The 15689-nt window shown below is 36.6% G+C and carries 18 protein-coding genes and 1 riboswitch; of the genes, 5 read left to right on the forward strand and 13 right to left on the reverse strand.

The window, feature by feature from the left end; translation table 11 throughout:
- Nucleotides 1-332 (reverse strand): MFS transporter (locus tag APS80_RS10065; RefSeq protein ID WP_157064352.1); only part of this gene is annotated, 332 nt, incomplete at its 3' end.
- A 108-nt stretch (nucleotides 333-440) separates the two neighbouring features.
- Here APS80_RS10065 and mnmL point away from each other — a divergent pair.
- Both mnmL and mnmM read left to right on the forward strand, forming a co-directional pair.
- Nucleotides 441-1394 (forward strand): tRNA modification radical SAM protein MnmL/YtqA, encoded by a 954-nt coding sequence (gene mnmL / locus APS80_RS10070; protein ID WP_059108135.1) that lies wholly within the window; start codon nucleotides 441-443, stop codon nucleotides 1392-1394.
- Nucleotides 1391-1951: a tRNA 5-(aminomethyl)-2-thiouridylate-methyltransferase MnmM gene (mnmM, locus tag APS80_RS10075; protein ID WP_059108136.1), complete on the forward strand. Its 561-nt coding sequence runs from the start codon at nucleotides 1391-1393 to the stop codon at nucleotides 1949-1951. Before mnmL ends, mnmM begins: the two co-directional genes overlap by 4 nt.
- A gap of 95 nt (nucleotides 1952-2046) precedes the next feature.
- Here the strand turns inward: mnmM and APS80_RS10080 are convergent, their stop codons facing one another.
- The 3 genes from APS80_RS10080 to APS80_RS10090 all read right to left on the reverse strand — a co-directional run bounded on the left by APS80_RS10080 (nucleotide 2047) and on the right by APS80_RS10090 (nucleotide 4600).
- Nucleotides 2047-2448 carry a transcriptional regulator, SarA/Rot family gene (locus APS80_RS10080; RefSeq protein WP_059108137.1) on the reverse strand — a complete coding sequence of 134 codons (402 nt, stop codon included), beginning with the start codon at nucleotides 2446-2448 and terminating at the stop codon, nucleotides 2047-2049.
- A 67-nt stretch (nucleotides 2449-2515) separates the two neighbouring features.
- Complete coding sequence (locus tag APS80_RS10085; protein ID WP_059108138.1) at nucleotides 2516-3472, reverse strand: L-lactate dehydrogenase; 957 nt, start codon at nucleotides 3470-3472, stop codon at nucleotides 2516-2518.
- A gap of 300 nt (nucleotides 3473-3772) precedes the next feature.
- Nucleotides 3773-4600, reverse strand: coding sequence for an alpha/beta fold hydrolase (locus APS80_RS10090; RefSeq protein WP_059108139.1), 828 nt, complete (start codon nucleotides 4598-4600; stop codon nucleotides 3773-3775).
- A 283-nt stretch (nucleotides 4601-4883) separates the two neighbouring features.
- Between APS80_RS10090 and APS80_RS10095 the strand changes: the two genes are divergently transcribed.
- On the forward strand, nucleotides 4884-5882 hold the full coding sequence (locus APS80_RS10095; protein ID WP_059108140.1) for a proline dehydrogenase family protein: 999 nt from the start codon (nucleotides 4884-4886) through the stop codon (nucleotides 5880-5882).
- Nucleotides 5883-5974: 92 nt separating this feature from the next.
- On the opposite strand, the gene ribH is transcribed toward APS80_RS10095, so the two are convergent.
- The 7 genes from ribH to APS80_RS10130 form a co-directional block, all read right to left on the reverse strand.
- Nucleotides 5975-6442 (reverse strand): 6,7-dimethyl-8-ribityllumazine synthase, encoded by a 468-nt coding sequence (ribH, locus tag APS80_RS10100; protein WP_059108141.1) that lies wholly within the window; start codon nucleotides 6440-6442, stop codon nucleotides 5975-5977.
- A 12-nt stretch (nucleotides 6443-6454) separates the two neighbouring features.
- On the reverse strand, nucleotides 6455-7666 hold the full coding sequence (locus APS80_RS10105; RefSeq protein ID WP_059108142.1) for a bifunctional 3,4-dihydroxy-2-butanone-4-phosphate synthase/GTP cyclohydrolase II: 1212 nt from the start codon (nucleotides 7664-7666) through the stop codon (nucleotides 6455-6457).
- Between the two features lie 11 nt (nucleotides 7667-7677).
- Nucleotides 7678-8322, reverse strand: coding sequence for a riboflavin synthase (gene ribE, locus APS80_RS10110; RefSeq protein WP_059108143.1), 645 nt, complete (start codon nucleotides 8320-8322; stop codon nucleotides 7678-7680).
- Nucleotides 8323-8328: 6 nt separating this feature from the next.
- Entirely contained in the window at nucleotides 8329-9369 is a 1041-nt protein-coding gene (ribD, locus tag APS80_RS10115) for a bifunctional diaminohydroxyphosphoribosylaminopyrimidine deaminase/5-amino-6-(5-phosphoribosylamino)uracil reductase RibD (RefSeq protein WP_059108144.1), read from the reverse strand.
- A 150-nt stretch (nucleotides 9370-9519) separates the two neighbouring features.
- Nucleotides 9520-9656, reverse strand: a riboswitch (FMN riboswitch).
- Nucleotides 9657-9820: 164 nt separating this feature from the next.
- Nucleotides 9821-11305: an FAD/NAD(P)-binding protein gene (locus tag APS80_RS10120; RefSeq protein ID WP_059108145.1), complete on the reverse strand. Its 1485-nt coding sequence runs from the start codon at nucleotides 11303-11305 to the stop codon at nucleotides 9821-9823.
- 234 nt (nucleotides 11306-11539) lie between these two features.
- A complete protein-coding gene (sagB, locus tag APS80_RS10125; RefSeq protein WP_059108146.1) occupies nucleotides 11540-12385 on the reverse strand; it encodes a peptidoglycan release complex glucosaminidase SagB in 846 nt (281 codons plus the stop codon).
- Nucleotides 12386-12649: 264 nt separating this feature from the next.
- Nucleotides 12650-12874 (reverse strand): hypothetical protein, encoded by a 225-nt coding sequence (locus APS80_RS10130; RefSeq protein ID WP_059108147.1) that lies wholly within the window; start codon nucleotides 12872-12874, stop codon nucleotides 12650-12652.
- 214 nt (nucleotides 12875-13088) lie between these two features.
- Here APS80_RS10130 and APS80_RS10135 point away from each other — a divergent pair, with 214 nt between their 5' ends.
- Both APS80_RS10135 and APS80_RS10140 read left to right on the forward strand, forming a co-directional pair.
- The gene (locus APS80_RS10135) at nucleotides 13089-13577 is read left to right on the forward strand and encodes a sigma-70 family RNA polymerase sigma factor (RefSeq protein ID WP_059108148.1); all 489 of its coding nucleotides are present in this window, start codon (nucleotides 13089-13091) and stop codon (nucleotides 13575-13577) included.
- A gap of 1 nt (nucleotide 13578) precedes the next feature.
- Nucleotides 13579-14016: a competence protein ComK gene (locus APS80_RS10140; RefSeq protein ID WP_059108149.1), complete on the forward strand. Its 438-nt coding sequence runs from the start codon at nucleotides 13579-13581 to the stop codon at nucleotides 14014-14016.
- Nucleotides 14017-14024: 8 nt separating this feature from the next.
- Here APS80_RS10140 and APS80_RS10145 read toward each other — a convergent pair whose 3' ends face one another.
- Together APS80_RS10145 and APS80_RS10150 are read right to left on the reverse strand one after the other, a co-directional pair.
- Complete coding sequence (locus tag APS80_RS10145) at nucleotides 14025-14480, reverse strand: hypothetical protein (protein WP_059108150.1); 456 nt, start codon at nucleotides 14478-14480, stop codon at nucleotides 14025-14027.
- A gap of 225 nt (nucleotides 14481-14705) precedes the next feature.
- Nucleotides 14706-15425 carry a transaldolase gene (locus tag APS80_RS10150; RefSeq protein ID WP_059108151.1) on the reverse strand — a complete coding sequence of 240 codons (720 nt, stop codon included), beginning with the start codon at nucleotides 15423-15425 and terminating at the stop codon, nucleotides 14706-14708.
- Between the last annotated feature and the right edge of the window lie 264 nt (nucleotides 15426-15689).

The following is a 15689-nucleotide window of genomic DNA, read 5'->3' on the forward strand; positions in this document are numbered from 1 at the left end:
ATAATACCGCCACCAAAACCTAAGCAGACGAGCCACACTGCATACCAGGGCCAGCCATGGAAGAAGTTCAGTAATGTTGTACTCGCTAAGCATGTAAATGTCCCAATTAATATCGTACGATAACCGCCGAGTTTATCAAAAAGAGTGCCACCTAATAAGTTTCCTACGACCATCCCAGCAGAATTAATCATTAATACGATCCCTGCCATAGTTAAACTTTTATGTAACACTTCATTCATATATATCGTATTTAATGGCCACAAGAAACTCGCGCCTGTGATATTTAACGCCATACCAATAACGAGCCACCACACTGATTTAGGTATGTTCATGCTTAAAGCTCCCCCTTTTCTATTTTTTTCATGGTTTACTCTAAACACTATAACATGGAAATGTGTTAAAATCTGTAACTATAAAGAATTAAGAAAGGAAAATGTTTTATGGGACAATATTTTCCCTATGCATTTGAAAACAAACGTTATCATACTTGGAACTATCATTTAAAAAATAAATTCGGTCAAAAAATCTTTAAAGTGGCACTCGATGGTGGATTTGACTGTCCAAACCGGGATGGCACTGTCGCACACGGCGGTTGTACTTTCTGTTCAGCTGCAGGCAGTGGCGACTTCGCTGGTAATCGTGCTGATCCGATTGAAGTTCAATTCCAACAAATTAAAGATCGCATGCATGAAAAATGGCATGAAGGTAAGTATATCGCTTATTTCCAAGCCTTTACGAATACTCATGCACCTGTAGAAGTATTAAAAGAAAAATTCGAACCTGCATTGAAAGAAGATGGCGTCGTCGGTCTTTCTATCGGCACAAGACCCGATTGCTTACCTGATGATGTTGTGGAATATTTAGCAGATTTAAATGAAAGAACGTATTTATGGGTTGAACTGGGTCTCCAAACAGTTCATCAAAAAACATCTGATCTCATCAACCGTGCTCATGATATGCAAACTTATTATGATAGTGTCGCTAAGCTACGTAAACACAATATTAATGTTTGTACACACATCATTAACGGTTTGCCTGGTGAAGATTATGACATGATGATGGAAACTGCAGAAACTGTAGCTCAAATGGACGTGCAAGGTATCAAAATCCATCTCATGCACCTGCTTAAAGGGACTCCTATGGTTAAGCAATACGAAAAAGGGATGCTACAATTTATGTCTCAAGAAGACTACACCAATTTAGTTTGTGATCAATTAGAAGTGTTACCACCTGAAATGATTGTCCATCGTATTACAGGTGACGGTCCAATTGATTTAATGATTGGGCCTATGTGGAGTGTCAATAAATGGGAAGTGCTCAATGCGATTGATGATGAACTCGCACGTAGACATTCCTATCAAGGTAAAAAGTTTGAAAGCAAAGTGAAATCATGAAATTAGAACGCATCCTGCCCTTTGCTAAAACATTAATCCAAACGCATATCAGTCCCGAAAGTATCGTAATCGATGCAACATGTGGCAATGGCTTTGATACAGCTTTTTTAGCTGATAATGTTCCTCGTGGCCACGTGTACGCATTTGATATTCAGCAAGTAGCGATTGAAGCGACGAATCAGCACACCGAAGCATATTCAAATGTTCAAACGATCCATGCCAGCCACAGCGAAGTGAAACAATATATTGCTCCTGAACATGTCGGTCATATCGATGCTGCTATTTTTAATTTAGGCTATTTACCTAAAGGAGATAAAACCATCGTGACCAAACCCGAAAGCACAATTCAAGCCGTCGAAGCAATCTTTGATGTTCTCTCGACTGAAGGCGTCATCGTTCTCGTGATTTATCATGGACACGAAGAAGGAAAGGTCGAACGTGATGCGCTTTTGGATTACTTAAAACAACTCGATCAACACCGTGCACATGTCTTACAATATGAATTCATCAATCAACGAAACAATCCACCCTTTATATGTGCAATTGAAAAACGATAACAAATTAAAATGTGATGATCGATAACAGTGAACACCTAATTAAAAAGACAGTCTGCTCAATTTGAGTTGACTGTCTTATTTTTATTATGCGCTCTTTATAACTGCATGATCGATTGATAAGCTTGAATGAGTTGATTGCGTTGCTGTGAAACTTCTTTAGTAATAAATTCTATGAGCTCAATTTGTTTCGCTTGTTGTAATGGATTGAAATAAATCTTCACTACTCTTTCGTCACCAGTTGGACGTTCTTTATATATCCATTCATTTTTCACGAGTCGATGATATATCGTTGTTCGCTTATATGTTTTAATCGTCACATATTGATCCATTTCTTTTAATGTCATGGGTCCTTTTTGCCATAAATTTAATAATATTAGTACCTCTTCTTTACTCAATTGATATTTCTCATTCACACGATTAAAAATACCTTCTATATTTAACAACATAGATTCTAATGAGAGAATGTTATCAACAGATTGGATGATGTCACTTTTCATATGCCTCGTTCTACTTTCCCCTTTGTTATAATGTTTGTTCTAACGGTTGAATACTACCTCGAAATAATCATGCAATGATGTTATGGATTTTATCTTGCATATCTTTTAAAACATTTACTGAGCTCGCAAATAACGCTTTTTCTTCTTCGTTAAGTGGTGTTTCGTATACTCGAACTGCCCCTTCTCTATTCACTTGAGTTGGCACGCCAATGTAGACATCTTCATGGCCATATTCACCTTCAAGTAAGCTAGAAATCGTTAATATCAGATTTTGATTTCGGAAGATTGCTTTAGAAATATGCACGAGTCCCATAGCGATGCCATAATATGTTGCCCCTTTTGCTTGGATGATGTCATAAGCAGCATCACGCGTATTTACGAAAATTTCTTCAATCCTTTTTTCTTTTTCTGGGTGTTCTTTCAATAAATCATAAAGTGATTGACCAGCAATATTTGCTTGTGACCAAACAGCTAGTTCAGAATCGCCGTGTTCACCAATAATTTGCCCGTGCACACTGCCTGGTGCGACACCGAATTCTTCTGCGAGTTCGTATTTAAAACGCGCAGTATCTAAAATCGTACCTGAACCAATGACTTTTTCTTTAGGTAAACCAGATACTTTTTGGGTCACATAAGTTAAAATATCCACAGGATTTGTCGCAATAAGAAAAATACCATCAAATCCAGTCGTCATAATGTTAGACACGATATCTTTAAAAATTTTAGTATTTTTCTCGACGAGGTCTAAACGCGTTTCTCCTGGTTTTTGTGCAGCACCTGCAGTGATGACAACGACATCGGCATCTGAACAGTCTTCATATGTGCCCGCTTTAACCTTCACTGTCGAAGAGCCATAAGGTGCACCGTGATTTAAATCCATCACATCACCTTTCACTTTCTTCTCATCAAGATCAAGTATGAAGAGTTCATCTACGACGCCTAATGCGACCATCGCAAAAGCGTAACTCGAACCGACAGCACCATCACCTACTAAAACCACTTTATTACTTATTTTCTTCTTCATGTTTGTACACTCCTCATGTGCTGAAACCTATATTTTATTGTGAATTTTTTCACAAGTTAAATATAACAGATATCTCGTTACCCTACAATATTATTTGTGAAAATAATCACAAAATTATTTTACACTTTAACGTGTGTCATAGTTTTTGCGATATTAATTATGTTCATCCTCACCACAACAGCACCTCTTTTGAACTTTCCAGTTTTTAAATAAAAAAATGAGGCTGGCCTATCTAACCAACCTCATTTAAAAAATTAATATTTTCATTTATCAAATGTATGGGATGACTGCAAAATCATGTTACTCAGAAACTTGATTTTCATCTTCAACAACAAAGCCAATGCTATTTGCACTATTATTTAAAAATGCGAGCATATAACGCATGACTTCGTCACGTTCTGGTTCGTTGTGGATTTCATGGTAAAGTCCGTGCCACATTTTAAAGTATAATTCATCAGTATTCACTTTATCTTTAACGAGACGCATCGCACTCGTATCTGCTACTTTATCTTCACTACCACCCATCAATAAGATCGGTAAGGGTTTAATGTCAGTTAAGTGTTGGACGGTTTCACGCATCGTTTCCACTACTTCTTTATACCAGCTATAAGTCACTTTATGTAACATCATTTTATCTTCATTCGTCTCTTGAATAATTTCTGGATTACGTGTTAAATCCTCAGCTGTGATTCTGAGTTTAAATCGCGTATCTTTGGCTACACGTCCGACATTTGAAGCGATCTTATCTTTGCGTGTTTTTTGAGAATTTTTAAATTCTAATAGTGGTGAGATTAATAGTAATCCTTCAATAGGAAGCTCAACTTTTTCTAACAGATTCAGAGCAATGAGACCACCTAAGCCGACACCTAAAATATAGGTAGGCAATTTATATTCGTTTGCGATTCTTAACCACTCTAATAAACTTTCGTGATACACCTTAAACTCTTCTATTTGTCCTTTATTAGAACGAGAGGTTTGGCCTTGCCCAGGTAAATCACCCATGATGACATGGTAACCATTACGGCGTAACATCGTAATCACATAAGCATATCTTCCTGTATGTTCTAATAGGTTATGTGCAATGACGATAATCCCTTTAGCTTGGCTCTCTGTTTCCCACTTCCACATTTTTACGACGATCCTTTCTTCCATCGAATTATATTCTATATTGTATCAAAATTGTTTATCCTTTTACCATTGTTAATACTGCTGAATTGAATAAATATCATAGAACTTCAACCACATCGCTACACCAACTCATTCTCTTAAATTTATTATTAAAATTTGTGACTTTTTAATGAAAGTATGGCGTTTAAGTGTAACTATTCTTCTTGTAAACGTTTTCTTAACGATTCATTTCGTGATACACTAATGAATAATATCATACACTAGCGGAATGGGAGGAATATTTATGCCGATTGTTAAAGATTTTTTCATCGCATTGTCTAATAATACATTTTTAAACAATGCAGCTAAAAACATAGGCCCTGTCTTAGGTGCAAATAAGGTCGTCGCTGGTAACACAATTCCAAAACTACTCGATACCATCGAACAATTAAACGCTAAAGGCATTAGTGTGACGGTCGACAATTTAGGGGAATTTGTAGCCACTAAAGGGGAAGCACTTAAGGCTAAAGAACAAATTTTAGAAATTATGGCTGCGATTTATGATCACCAATTGGATGCCCATATGTCAGTCAAACTCAGTCAATTAGGTGCAGAATTTGATATCGAACTCGCCTATGACAACTTGAGAGAAATCTTGCTCAAAGCACACGAGTACGATAATATGCATATCAATATTGATACGGAAAAATATGACAGCTTATTTACCATCACACAAACACTAGACCGACTTAAAGGTGAATTTAAAAATGTAGGTACGGTGATTCAAGCTTACTTATATAAAGCAGATGCGCTCGTTGATAAATACCCAGAGCTACGCTTACGCATGGTTAAGGGTGCATATAAAGAGGAACAAAATATCGCCTATCAAACTAAGGAAGAAATCGATGAGAACTACATCCATCTCGTTGAAAAACGTTTAAAAAATGCCAAACATCTGACGTCGATTGCGACACACGATGATCGCATCATTAATCACGTCAAACAGTTTGTAAAGGATAATAAGATTGAGCGCGATCGCTTTGAATTCCAAATGTTATACGGTTTCCGCTCTGAACTTGCTGAAGCAATTGCGAAAGAAGGTTACCAATTCTGTATTTATGTCCCATATGGAGACGACTGGTTTGGTTACTTCATGCGTAGACTTGCTGAACGACCGCAAAACATCAATTTAGCTATTAAAGAATTCATTAAACCACAATTTGTGAAAAAAGCTGGTCTCTTCACAGGTTCATTAGTTGTAACTGGCTTAGCACTCAAATATCTTTCTAAACGTGGAAAATAAAATTTTTTAATTAAAAAACCCGCCTTTAAGACCGAGGTTCACTTTCTCTAACAGAGATTAAGACCAAACATCTAAAGACGGGTTTTGTTTCATTATTGTTCATCAATAGCGTGCATTAAATTAGCCATTTCAATGGCGCTTACTGCAGCATCTGCCCCTTTATTGCCTGCTTTTGTACCAGCGCGTTCAACCGCTTGTTCAATATTTTCAGTTGTAACAATGCCGAAAATAACAGGTGTATCACTAAGTTCATTCGCTTTTGCGACACCTTTTGATACTTCGTTACAAACGTAATCATAATGAGATGTTGAACCTCTTATGACACAACCTAATGTGATGATCGCATCATAACTCCCTTTTTGAACTAATTTTCTCGCAAGTAACGGAATTTCAAACGCACCCGGAACATATGCGACGTCAATTTGTGATTCATCTACGCCGTGTCGAATGAGTGTGTCTTTCGCTCCTTCTAACAAACGATTTGTAATAAAGTCATTGAAACGACTCACTACAATACCGATTTTTAAATCTGTTCCTACTAAATTTCCTTCAAAGTTCATCTCTTTTACCTCCTAGATTAAATGACCCATTTTTTCTTTTTTTGTTGTCATGTAATGTGCACTGTGTTCGTTCACTGGCACAATTAATTCAATACGTTGATTGATATCTATGCCTTCTTGCGTTAAGCCTTCAAATTTTCTTGGATTATTGCTGAGCAAATTAACATGTTTTACACCAAAATATTTTAGAATATCTACCGCTTCATGATATTCTCTCAAATCATCTTTAAACCCTAAGGCGTGATTTGCTGTAACGGTATCGTAACCTTGTTCGATTAATTCATATGCTTTCAACTTGTTGATGAGTCCGATACCGCGCCCTTCTTGAGGTAAATAAATAACCATACCACCGTGTTTATTAATGTATTTCAAAGCAGCGTGAAGTTGTTCGCCACAATCGCATCGTTCACTATGAAAAATATCGCCAGTTAAACAAGAAGAATGGATTCTCACATTCGCAGTTTCTTCAATTGGCCCTTTGACAATGGCTACGATTTCGTTTCCGTTTTGACGGCTAGTAAAACCATACATATCAAATTGACCAAACTCGGTAGGCATTTTCACTTTAGCTTTCGCTTCAATGGTAGATGTTCGAGCTTGTCCTTCTTCAAGCTCCTTTTCATGCGTCTGACGGTATTTGACAAGGTCTTCTATCGTGATCATAGGTAGCTGATGAGTTTCTTTAAAGCGTTGTAAGTCCTCACCTTTAGCCATCGTGCCGTCATCATTCATAATTTCGCAAATGACAGCAGCTGGTTTCGCACCAGCTAATTTGGCAAGATCTACGGAAGCTTCCGTATGCCCTGTGCGTGCTAATACACCGTCATCATAAGCGATGAGTGGGAATAAGTGCCCCGGTTTATGAAAGTCATCACTTGTGCTCGTAGGTTCAATCAATTGTCGTGCTGTTAATGTACGTTCATGTGCGCTGATTCCAGTGGTCGTTGCTTTATGATCGACACTGACTGTAAAGCATGTCCCATAAGCATCTGTATTATGTTCAATCATGGGAGATAGCTGTAATTGTGTCGCGATCGCACGACTGATTGGAGCGCAAATTAATCCTCGACCATACTTAGCCATGAAATTAATCGCATCGTCTTTCATAAATTCCGTTACCGCTACGAGATCGCCTTCATTTTCACGATCTTCATCATCAACTACGATAACGAGTTCGCCTTGTTTCAATGTTTCTATTGCCGTTTCAATATGATCAAATTGCATCGTTATGCCTCCTAGAAACCTAATGATTGAAGTTTATCCTGGGTTAATGTTGATTGCTCACTTTCAGGTTGTTGTGTCATTAAACGATCAACGTATTTAAAGAGCATATCTATTTCTAAATGAACATGTCCGTGACGTTGTTTTTCATTTAAAATGGTCGCGTGTCGTGTTTCAGGAATAAGATGGATATCAAACGCATTTTCATATAGCGCAAATATCGTTAAACTGACACCGTCCACTGCGATAGAGCCTTGTGGCACTAACTGACTGATAAGCTGTGGTGAAGCCGTAATAGTGAGAATCGTTGAGTTACTGTTTTTCTTAATATGTGAAATGCGACCTACTTCGTCTACATGACCTAATACAAAGTGCCCTCCAAAGCGTCCTTGTGCATGCATGGCCCTTTCTAAGTTCACCTTCGCACCTTCTGATAATGTATTTAAATAGGTCTTCGCTTCTGTACCGTGAATCACTTGAACAGAAAATGTATGTTGTGTGAAATCCAAGACGGTTAAACATGCGCCGTTCACACTGATGGAATCACCCACATGCATATCTTCTAAGATTCGCTCACACTGAATCGTAAGTGTCATTACGGATTGTTCTGTACGTGTATGTTTGACTGTACCTACTTCTTCAACGATACCTGTAAACATGTGCGGTCACTTCTTTCGCAACTGTAATTTAATATTTTGCTCAAGTAACGTTGTATCAACAATTTCTAATTCTGGAATATTGGATAAATTCAATACGTCAGTGGTTTGGTAAAATTGATGTTGACCAGAACCACCTATTAATTTCGGGGCATAATAAAGGATGAGTTCATTGAAAGAATGATGATGAAGAAATTCTGAAGTTACGCGTGGACCCGCTTCGACTAACAAACGTCCAATTCCGCGTTCATATAAATCTTTTAAAATCGTTTCAACTTGGCATGTCTCTAAATAAATGACAGTGACATGACCAAGGTCTGTTGTCAGTTGTTCATTTTCGGTATAAATCCAAATCGGCTGCGATTGTTTGAACATGTCGAGTTCAAAATCAATTTCTCCACTACGTGACAAGATCACTCTAATCGGATCTTTGCCATTTTCAAACCGCGTCGTATACTGTGGGTTGTCTGCTTCAATTGTGCCTCTACCAGTTAATACAGCGTCATGCTGATGGCGTAATTGGAATACATCTTGTTTCACAGCTTGATTGGTAATCCATTGACTCTGACCTTCATCTGTTGCCTGTTTACCATCTAAGCTACAAGATACTTTCACTGTCACTTGTGGTATCGATTGACGTTTAGCTTGAAAGAAATCTTCATACATTGCCTCTGCTTCTGGTATAGGGTGATGTTCGACTTCGATGCCAGCTTGCATTAAAATCTCATCACCTTCAGAAGGTAACGTCGTATCTTTCACTGCATAAACGACTTTTGCTATACCGCAATCGATAATTTTATTTACGCAAGGTGGTGTTGAACCATAATGGGTACAAGGTTCCAATGAGATATAGATCGTTGCACCCTTTGCAGAGGACTGTGCCATATCTAATGCTTGTACCTCTGCGTGTTTATCACCTTGTTTTAAATGTGCACCTAAACCAATGATTCTGCCATCTTTCACGACGACAGCGCCTACTGGTGGATTAATACCGGTTTGTCCTTCAACCATTTGTGCTAACTGAATGGCATAGGATAGATATTGACTCAAAATATCACCTCTTAAATAAAAAACACCCGAAACGATTAGGTTTCGGGTGTGGGATTATATAACAGTATAAAAGTGATTATATCACTCTAAATTGGCTTAAATTTAAGTATACCAAATAAACACGATCAAACGCGTTTTTTGATGTGTTCGTCATTCTTTCTCCCATCCAGACTTTCACTGTCGGCTCTAGATTTTCACTAGATCAGCCACGCTTAAAAATAAGTAAGCGCAGGTCGCAGGCTTGATTTACTGCCGGTTGGGAATTACACCCTGCCCCGAAAGAATTGTATGAAATTGTTATAGTTATTTGAGTCAAGTAACTGTTCGTTACAGAACTTATACTACTATAGACATTTTAAAAAAACAAATTTTAAGTTTTCATAATACTTATCGCTATATTAAAATTGAACCGTTCTAAACGCACAGGTGAATTTCTGTTCCCACCTTCTATTTATAACTTCACGGTGTCATATTCTTGCATTAAATGTTCGACGATGCTGACTGCTTGTTTCACTAACATATTCACACCGTTACGTGATTGGTTGACGCCATTTGTCAGTTGGCCAATCGCATACATATGTTGAAGTGTGCCAAAACGTGGACTGACGACTTGATTCGTTTCAGGTACGATTTGGATACCACCTAGCGGATGTGCTTGTATTAATTGTCTATTTTCTAAATTGATGACGAGTTGATCATCACGATCTAGATCTTTTAACTGCGTTTTTGAACCTGTGGCATTGATAATAATGTCGTAGTATTCTTGCGCTTTATCGTCATCTTCAAATGACATCACATAGTGTCCATCTTCATAAGCAATATGACTTAATCCACCTGAAACATCGAGTTTGCCATCTTGAATATGTTGAATCAATAACTTGGCTGTTTCTGGTGGCATAGGATTTGAGTTGGCTTTTAAGATTTTGTGGTAACGTTTGAGAAATTGTACTTGGTCTTGATGACTCAAACTGTTCCATATCCAATTCATATTCTCTTTCGCGTGTTCTAATAAACTTTGAAAGCGTCCCAATACATCAGGGTGTTCTAGGTCGTAAGTCAAATCAGTAAGGTAGTCACCTTGTTTTCGATGAATCATTTCATTGACCGGAACGTCATAGTCTTTACAATCAGCTAAGAATAATTCTAAAGCTTTATCGAGTGGCACATTCCCAAAGTTATGATGCTTAATCTCATTAAACGCATCAGGTGTCATGTGTTTGAAGGAAATTTTTGGCATGTGCCCACGTACACTAGGAAACGATCCACTACGACTGACGACACGTATCGGTAGCTGTTCATGATTTTCAACAACATGGCGAATCACATCTAAACTAGCTAGCCCGGTACCTACGACAGCAATACGATCTTTCGTATGCACTTTATCTAATGTTTTATATGTAGGATATGGTGAAGCAATAAAGCCTTCTTTTCCTTTCAAGTGATAAGGATCATGGTATGACAATGTTCCTATCGTTAAAAAGACCACTTCGTATTCTTTACAACTTTTCATATCTGTCGACGTACAAACATGATATGTAAATTGTGTTTCGCCTACAGGTTCATCAACGTAAATTTCTGTTACTTCTTTTTGAATCACATGAACATTATCAAAGGCTTTATTATAATGTTGTAGATAATCTCTCATATAATGTCCAAACACATAACGTGGTAAATACTTGTCTTCACCCCATGTGTCATTGTTTTGTGATTTGACCCACTCGTAAAACTCTTGGGGATGATCGATATTGAGTGACATTTGATCAGCTGGCAGATTGATGAGTAACTGGTCACTGTCATCTTGAAATGGGACACCTTGCCCCATATTTGTAGGATTATCGTAAAGATCAACTTCCATTTCGTTAAATGCAGGGTACTTCACTAATTCTTTTAGCACACTAATTCCTGCTGTACCACTACCTACGATTGCGATGCGCATGCTATTCCCCCCTTAAATTCCTTTTACCTCTTTCTATATAACACTTTCGCCCGTTTTTAAAACAGAACTTATGTTTTCTTTCACACTTTGATGCGCATGAGATACATAAAGCAGTTTCGCCAGTCTTTAAAAGCAAACTAGTGTCATACAATACCATTTTGAACAAATAAAAACCTCGTAACCATGCTTAATCTCACTGATTAAACGTAATTACGAGGTTAGTCATTTTAATGATTATTGATGTTCATTATCATCTTTGTATACGTAATATTTGAAGTATTTACCTTCTGTTTTCATATCTTTGTAGAAGTCAGCCATTAATCCAGCATTACTTTCTGCCCATTTAATATCTGTCGCATATTGGTGTTCACCTGGATTCTCAGGGTTCCAACGCATACCATAAAGTGTGTTTTGATCTTTCGAAGATAAGAAATGGTTATGGATGAAATGTGCACCGCCTGTGATGGCTTTTTGTGGTGTATCCCAACCATGTTTTTTCGCATAATTTGCACCTGTACCTATAGGATCTTTATCTAATGCACCGACACCGAAGAAGTTGTAGTATTTCTTACCATCTACATCGACACCGTTAGCGAGTTCACTGCTAGCAGAACCTGTTTCAAGTAACGCGTGGGAAATTAAGTAAACTTCATTCACTTGTTCTTGTTTCGCTGCTTTTACAAATTCATCCGCATGTTCTAACAATGTTTCATTATCAATTAACATGCGTTTGATGCGATTTTTATCGATACCTTGATATTTATCTAACTCTAAAAATTGATATTTCTGTTTGTCATCATCTATAAAACGTTTGCTATCCATGGCTGCTTTAATCTCATTAGATGAAGCATCACGCCAATTATTATTTTTATTAGACACTTGTTGACTTGTGTAATTATCAATTTGTTTCTTAGAGGCTTTTTCTAATGAAACATCTAAATGATCGACGCGTTCTTCTTTATTCACTTCTTTAAAGAATATTTGATCAGATAGCATAGAAAAAGCAATTCCTGCGACAACGATTAAGACAATGAACAAGCCTATTATCGATAACACTGTGCCTTTCTTACGTTTTGTCATATCTTACACCTCTAGGTTTGTTTTAAATTAACTGAGGATCAACCTTCATTAAGTCTATATCATCGTGAACAATTATGCGCTTGTTATGCCCGTAATAACAATGCTTCAACTCGATTTCACGTCTATCCTGCATTAATTTAAGTCATGATTATGTATAGTTTATACTATCTGATTTTAAAGTTTAACATTAAACCTTTACCAGTACAATTTAATCCCTTGCTTGTTACCAATTCATTAAAAAAAAGTAATGAAACTGTAATTTCATTACTCTTGATTTTTATGGTAGTCCATCATGATAAAACTGACAGCTTGAGATTTATTTCTATAAAAATAAGGTGTTAAGTCTATGTGGCCTTCTGTATCTCCGTCACGATAAAACATTTCTTTAGACACATTATTAATCATTACGAAGTCTGATTTATCTTTAATCGCATCTAAATCGTCATGCCGCGCGAAGAAATGTTCTAAATTCAAGTGTGCGTAATCCATAATTACCTCCTTAACCTTTTTAGGTAAGTTATGTTATTATGTCAAATCTTGTTATTGCGTTATCAAACCAGTTATATTCCATCTTAAATACAATATCTATCATTACTATTTAACACCTTATAGCTTCATTTGGCAAATGAAATTAATCAGCGCATCGCGTAAATTGAAGTTATCCGGAAATACGTGTTGTATATACAACGTTTGGAGTTATTCCATGAATTTTGATTATTACTATGAAAAGCATCACAAAATCATACATTACTTGCTTAAAAAATATAGAATCAACTATAATTATGACGAGTATTATCAACAACTGCTTATTAAATTTTGGGAACTTCTTCAACATTATCATCCTCAAAAAGCAAACTCACTACCGCAATATCTTTTTACCCGCTTAAATTTTCACCTCATCGACTTATTTCGTAAACAGTCAACACTATCCAATCATAACGAATCTATCTCACAAGCATTAATGCATGGGATACACACAACGAATATGCAGTCCGTTGAGACTTCATTAAGTTATATTCAATTCTCTCAACAGTTAAATCCACGTGAACGTGAAGTCTTACGGTTAAAATTAGCAGGTTATACCCATAAAGAAATTGCACACATGCTCGGCTGTTCTGTAAGTTCTATCAAATATTATAAGCAAGCCATTAAGAAGAAATATCTCCAATTTCTTCAATCACAGGAGGTCTAACTTGCATCAGTACCATGATTTACTCTATCTACAAACCTCAACTGATCCCCATAGCCAAACGATGATACAGTGGCCAGATAAAAAAGAATTCAGCACACAAGCTTTACCTCATGTACTGAAATCCATTTTAAAACTATATTTACGAGATATTAAATTACAACGTGAAACGGCAAAACGATTACTCAACATTAATAAACGCGTACCGCTATACGTATGTGATCAACTCGTATTACTGCCGCTGAAGCCCCAACGTGCTACGATTCAATATTATGTGAATGCGATTAATATCCATCATATTGAACATCATGGCACCCATACTAAGATTCACTTCGTAAACCAACATACATTAGTCATCGATGAACCTTATGCATTGATATATCGCAAATGGAAAGAGAGCATCGCATTAATCCACTTCATTAAACTCCACTGCTTCATTTAGTCAAACAATTATTCATGTCTTAACCGATTCATTTTATATTCCAATAATTTTTTCGTGAAATAGCCAGTCAGTTGTTTAATAAAGAAAATACTAAGCACGATCAATAAGATGGCACCGATTAAGGTTAAAATGACAACGAGCATTGAACGCTGCACCTCAGGATTAACAAAGGATTGCACTGCTGCCAAACTTGTGAGCAATCCAAATAAAAATAATCCTAGGAGTATGACGTAAACGAATATCATACAGAACAGTAAGAGAAAGAATTGACCGGTAGATGGTTGTTTCTTTTTAAAGACATATGTTTTTAAAAAAGAATTGGCGAAACGGACAGGTTTCTTCGTATCTATGTCCGTAGAAGACTGTTCTAAGTTGCTAAAAACAGTCTCAAGCTGAGCTTTTTCATTCTTATTCAAAAACCATAATTGTTTTCGGACCTGTTGTTTGAATGTGTCTAATGACATATCTCTTTTCTCCTTTAATTTTAACGCAATCTATATGTTTAAATGATAGCTAAAGTCTAACCATCACGCAATGGTTCACTATTGTAAGTTTCAACTGTACCTTAAAGGTATTTTATTCATACAGTACAAGTGTATCACATAAATAAATAGAGGAGACGAGTTCAAAATTATTTTTGGCTCGTCCCCTCTTTTACTATGTCTTATGAATTATCGGTGATTTTCACATTACAGAATAGAAAGACCAGAAGCTTGAATATCTTTCGCAAAGCCTTTCACTGTATCAACAGATAATTCATTAATATCTTTACCAAGATTATTGTTTACTTTTTTAACAACATCAGCTGGGCAAGTAATGATATCTGCACCGATTTCATCAGCTTGAATCACGTTAATCACTTCACGGCAACTAGCCCATAGTAATTTCACGCCGTCTTTACTGTGTGTCACTTCGACAGCATCTTTCATAAGTGGAAGTGGATCTACACCTGTATCAGCAATGCGACCTGCAAAGACAGATACATAAGTAGGTACGCCTTCTGTCACTGCTTCAGTAATGGCTTTAACTTGATCTAACGTATAAACCGCTGTCACGTTTAAACGAACTTGATTTGCAGAAAGTTTTTCGATTAATGGAATAGTAGATTCGCCATCTGTTGTGACGATAGGAATTTTAACGAATACATTATCACCATATTGTTTTAAAATTTCAGCTTCGCGTTCCATTGTGTCTAAATCATCTGCGAACACTTCGAATGAAATAGAAGCATCAGGGATTTCACGTACCGCTTCTTCCGCAAAAGCTTTATAGTCTGATACGCCAGTTTTCGCCATTAAACTTGGGTTAGTTGTAAAACCATCGACTTCATTATTTTTATAAGCTGATTTCATTGACTCAATGTCAGCGCCATCAGCGAAAACTTCAACATTTAATTGCTCTCTTGCCATTATTTTCCCTCCGAACTATGATAACAACTAGAAACAACAATATCTCATCTTATCGATTTATATCTGTTTTAGTTTGTTATTGTAAAAATGTTTCAATTCAATGTCATTTATATCACGAGCGTAAGGTATATTCTATATTTTTGCTTATACTTTGTTGTGATAATTAAAATATTTCTCTACAGATGTGTGATTTGTTAAAAAATAATTCCTTTTTTATTTCAACTTATGGTATGATAAGATAACGAATTGCAGGAGGAACCAAGG

The sequence above is a fragment of the Staphylococcus auricularis genome, assembly GCF_001500315.1.
Lineage (GTDB): Bacteria > Bacillota > Bacilli > Staphylococcales > Staphylococcaceae > Staphylococcus > Staphylococcus auricularis.

Excerpts from the sequence above, each read along its gene's own strand:
- mnmL (WP_059108135.1), top strand. The coding sequence starts at position 441 with ATGGGACAATATTTTCCCTATGCATTTGAAAACAAACGTTATCATACT.
- mnmM (WP_059108136.1), top strand. The coding sequence starts at position 1,391 with ATGAAATTAGAACGCATCCTGCCCTTTGCTAAAACATTAATCCAAACG.
- APS80_RS10080 (WP_059108137.1), bottom strand. The coding sequence starts at position 2,448 with ATGAAAAGTGACATCATCCAATCTGTTGATAACATTCTCTCATTAGAA.
- APS80_RS10085 (WP_059108138.1), bottom strand. The coding sequence starts at position 3,472 with ATGAAGAAGAAAATAAGTAATAAAGTGGTTTTAGTAGGTGATGGTGCT.
- APS80_RS10090 (WP_059108139.1), bottom strand. The coding sequence starts at position 4,600 with ATGTGGAAGTGGGAAACAGAGAGCCAAGCTAAAGGGATTATCGTCATT.
- APS80_RS10095 (WP_059108140.1), top strand. The coding sequence starts at position 4,884 with ATGCCGATTGTTAAAGATTTTTTCATCGCATTGTCTAATAATACATTT.
- ribH (WP_059108141.1), bottom strand. The coding sequence starts at position 6,442 with ATGAACTTTGAAGGAAATTTAGTAGGAACAGATTTAAAAATCGGTATT.
- APS80_RS10105 (WP_059108142.1), bottom strand. The coding sequence starts at position 7,666 with ATGCAATTTGATCATATTGAAACGGCAATAGAAACATTGAAACAAGGC.
- ribE (WP_059108143.1), bottom strand. The coding sequence starts at position 8,322 with ATGTTTACAGGTATCGTTGAAGAAGTAGGTACAGTCAAACATACACGT.
- APS80_RS10120 (WP_059108145.1), bottom strand. The coding sequence starts at position 11,305 with ATGCGCATCGCAATCGTAGGTAGTGGTACAGCAGGAATTAGTGTGCTA.
- sagB (WP_059108146.1), bottom strand. The coding sequence starts at position 12,385 with ATGACAAAACGTAAGAAAGGCACAGTGTTATCGATAATAGGCTTGTTC.
- APS80_RS10130 (WP_059108147.1), bottom strand. The coding sequence starts at position 12,874 with ATGGATTACGCACACTTGAATTTAGAACATTTCTTCGCGCGGCATGAC.
- APS80_RS10135 (WP_059108148.1), top strand. The coding sequence starts at position 13,089 with ATGAATTTTGATTATTACTATGAAAAGCATCACAAAATCATACATTAC.
- APS80_RS10145 (WP_059108150.1), bottom strand. The coding sequence starts at position 14,480 with ATGTCATTAGACACATTCAAACAACAGGTCCGAAAACAATTATGGTTT.
- APS80_RS10150 (WP_059108151.1), bottom strand. The coding sequence starts at position 15,425 with ATGGCAAGAGAGCAATTAAATGTTGAAGTTTTCGCTGATGGCGCTGAC.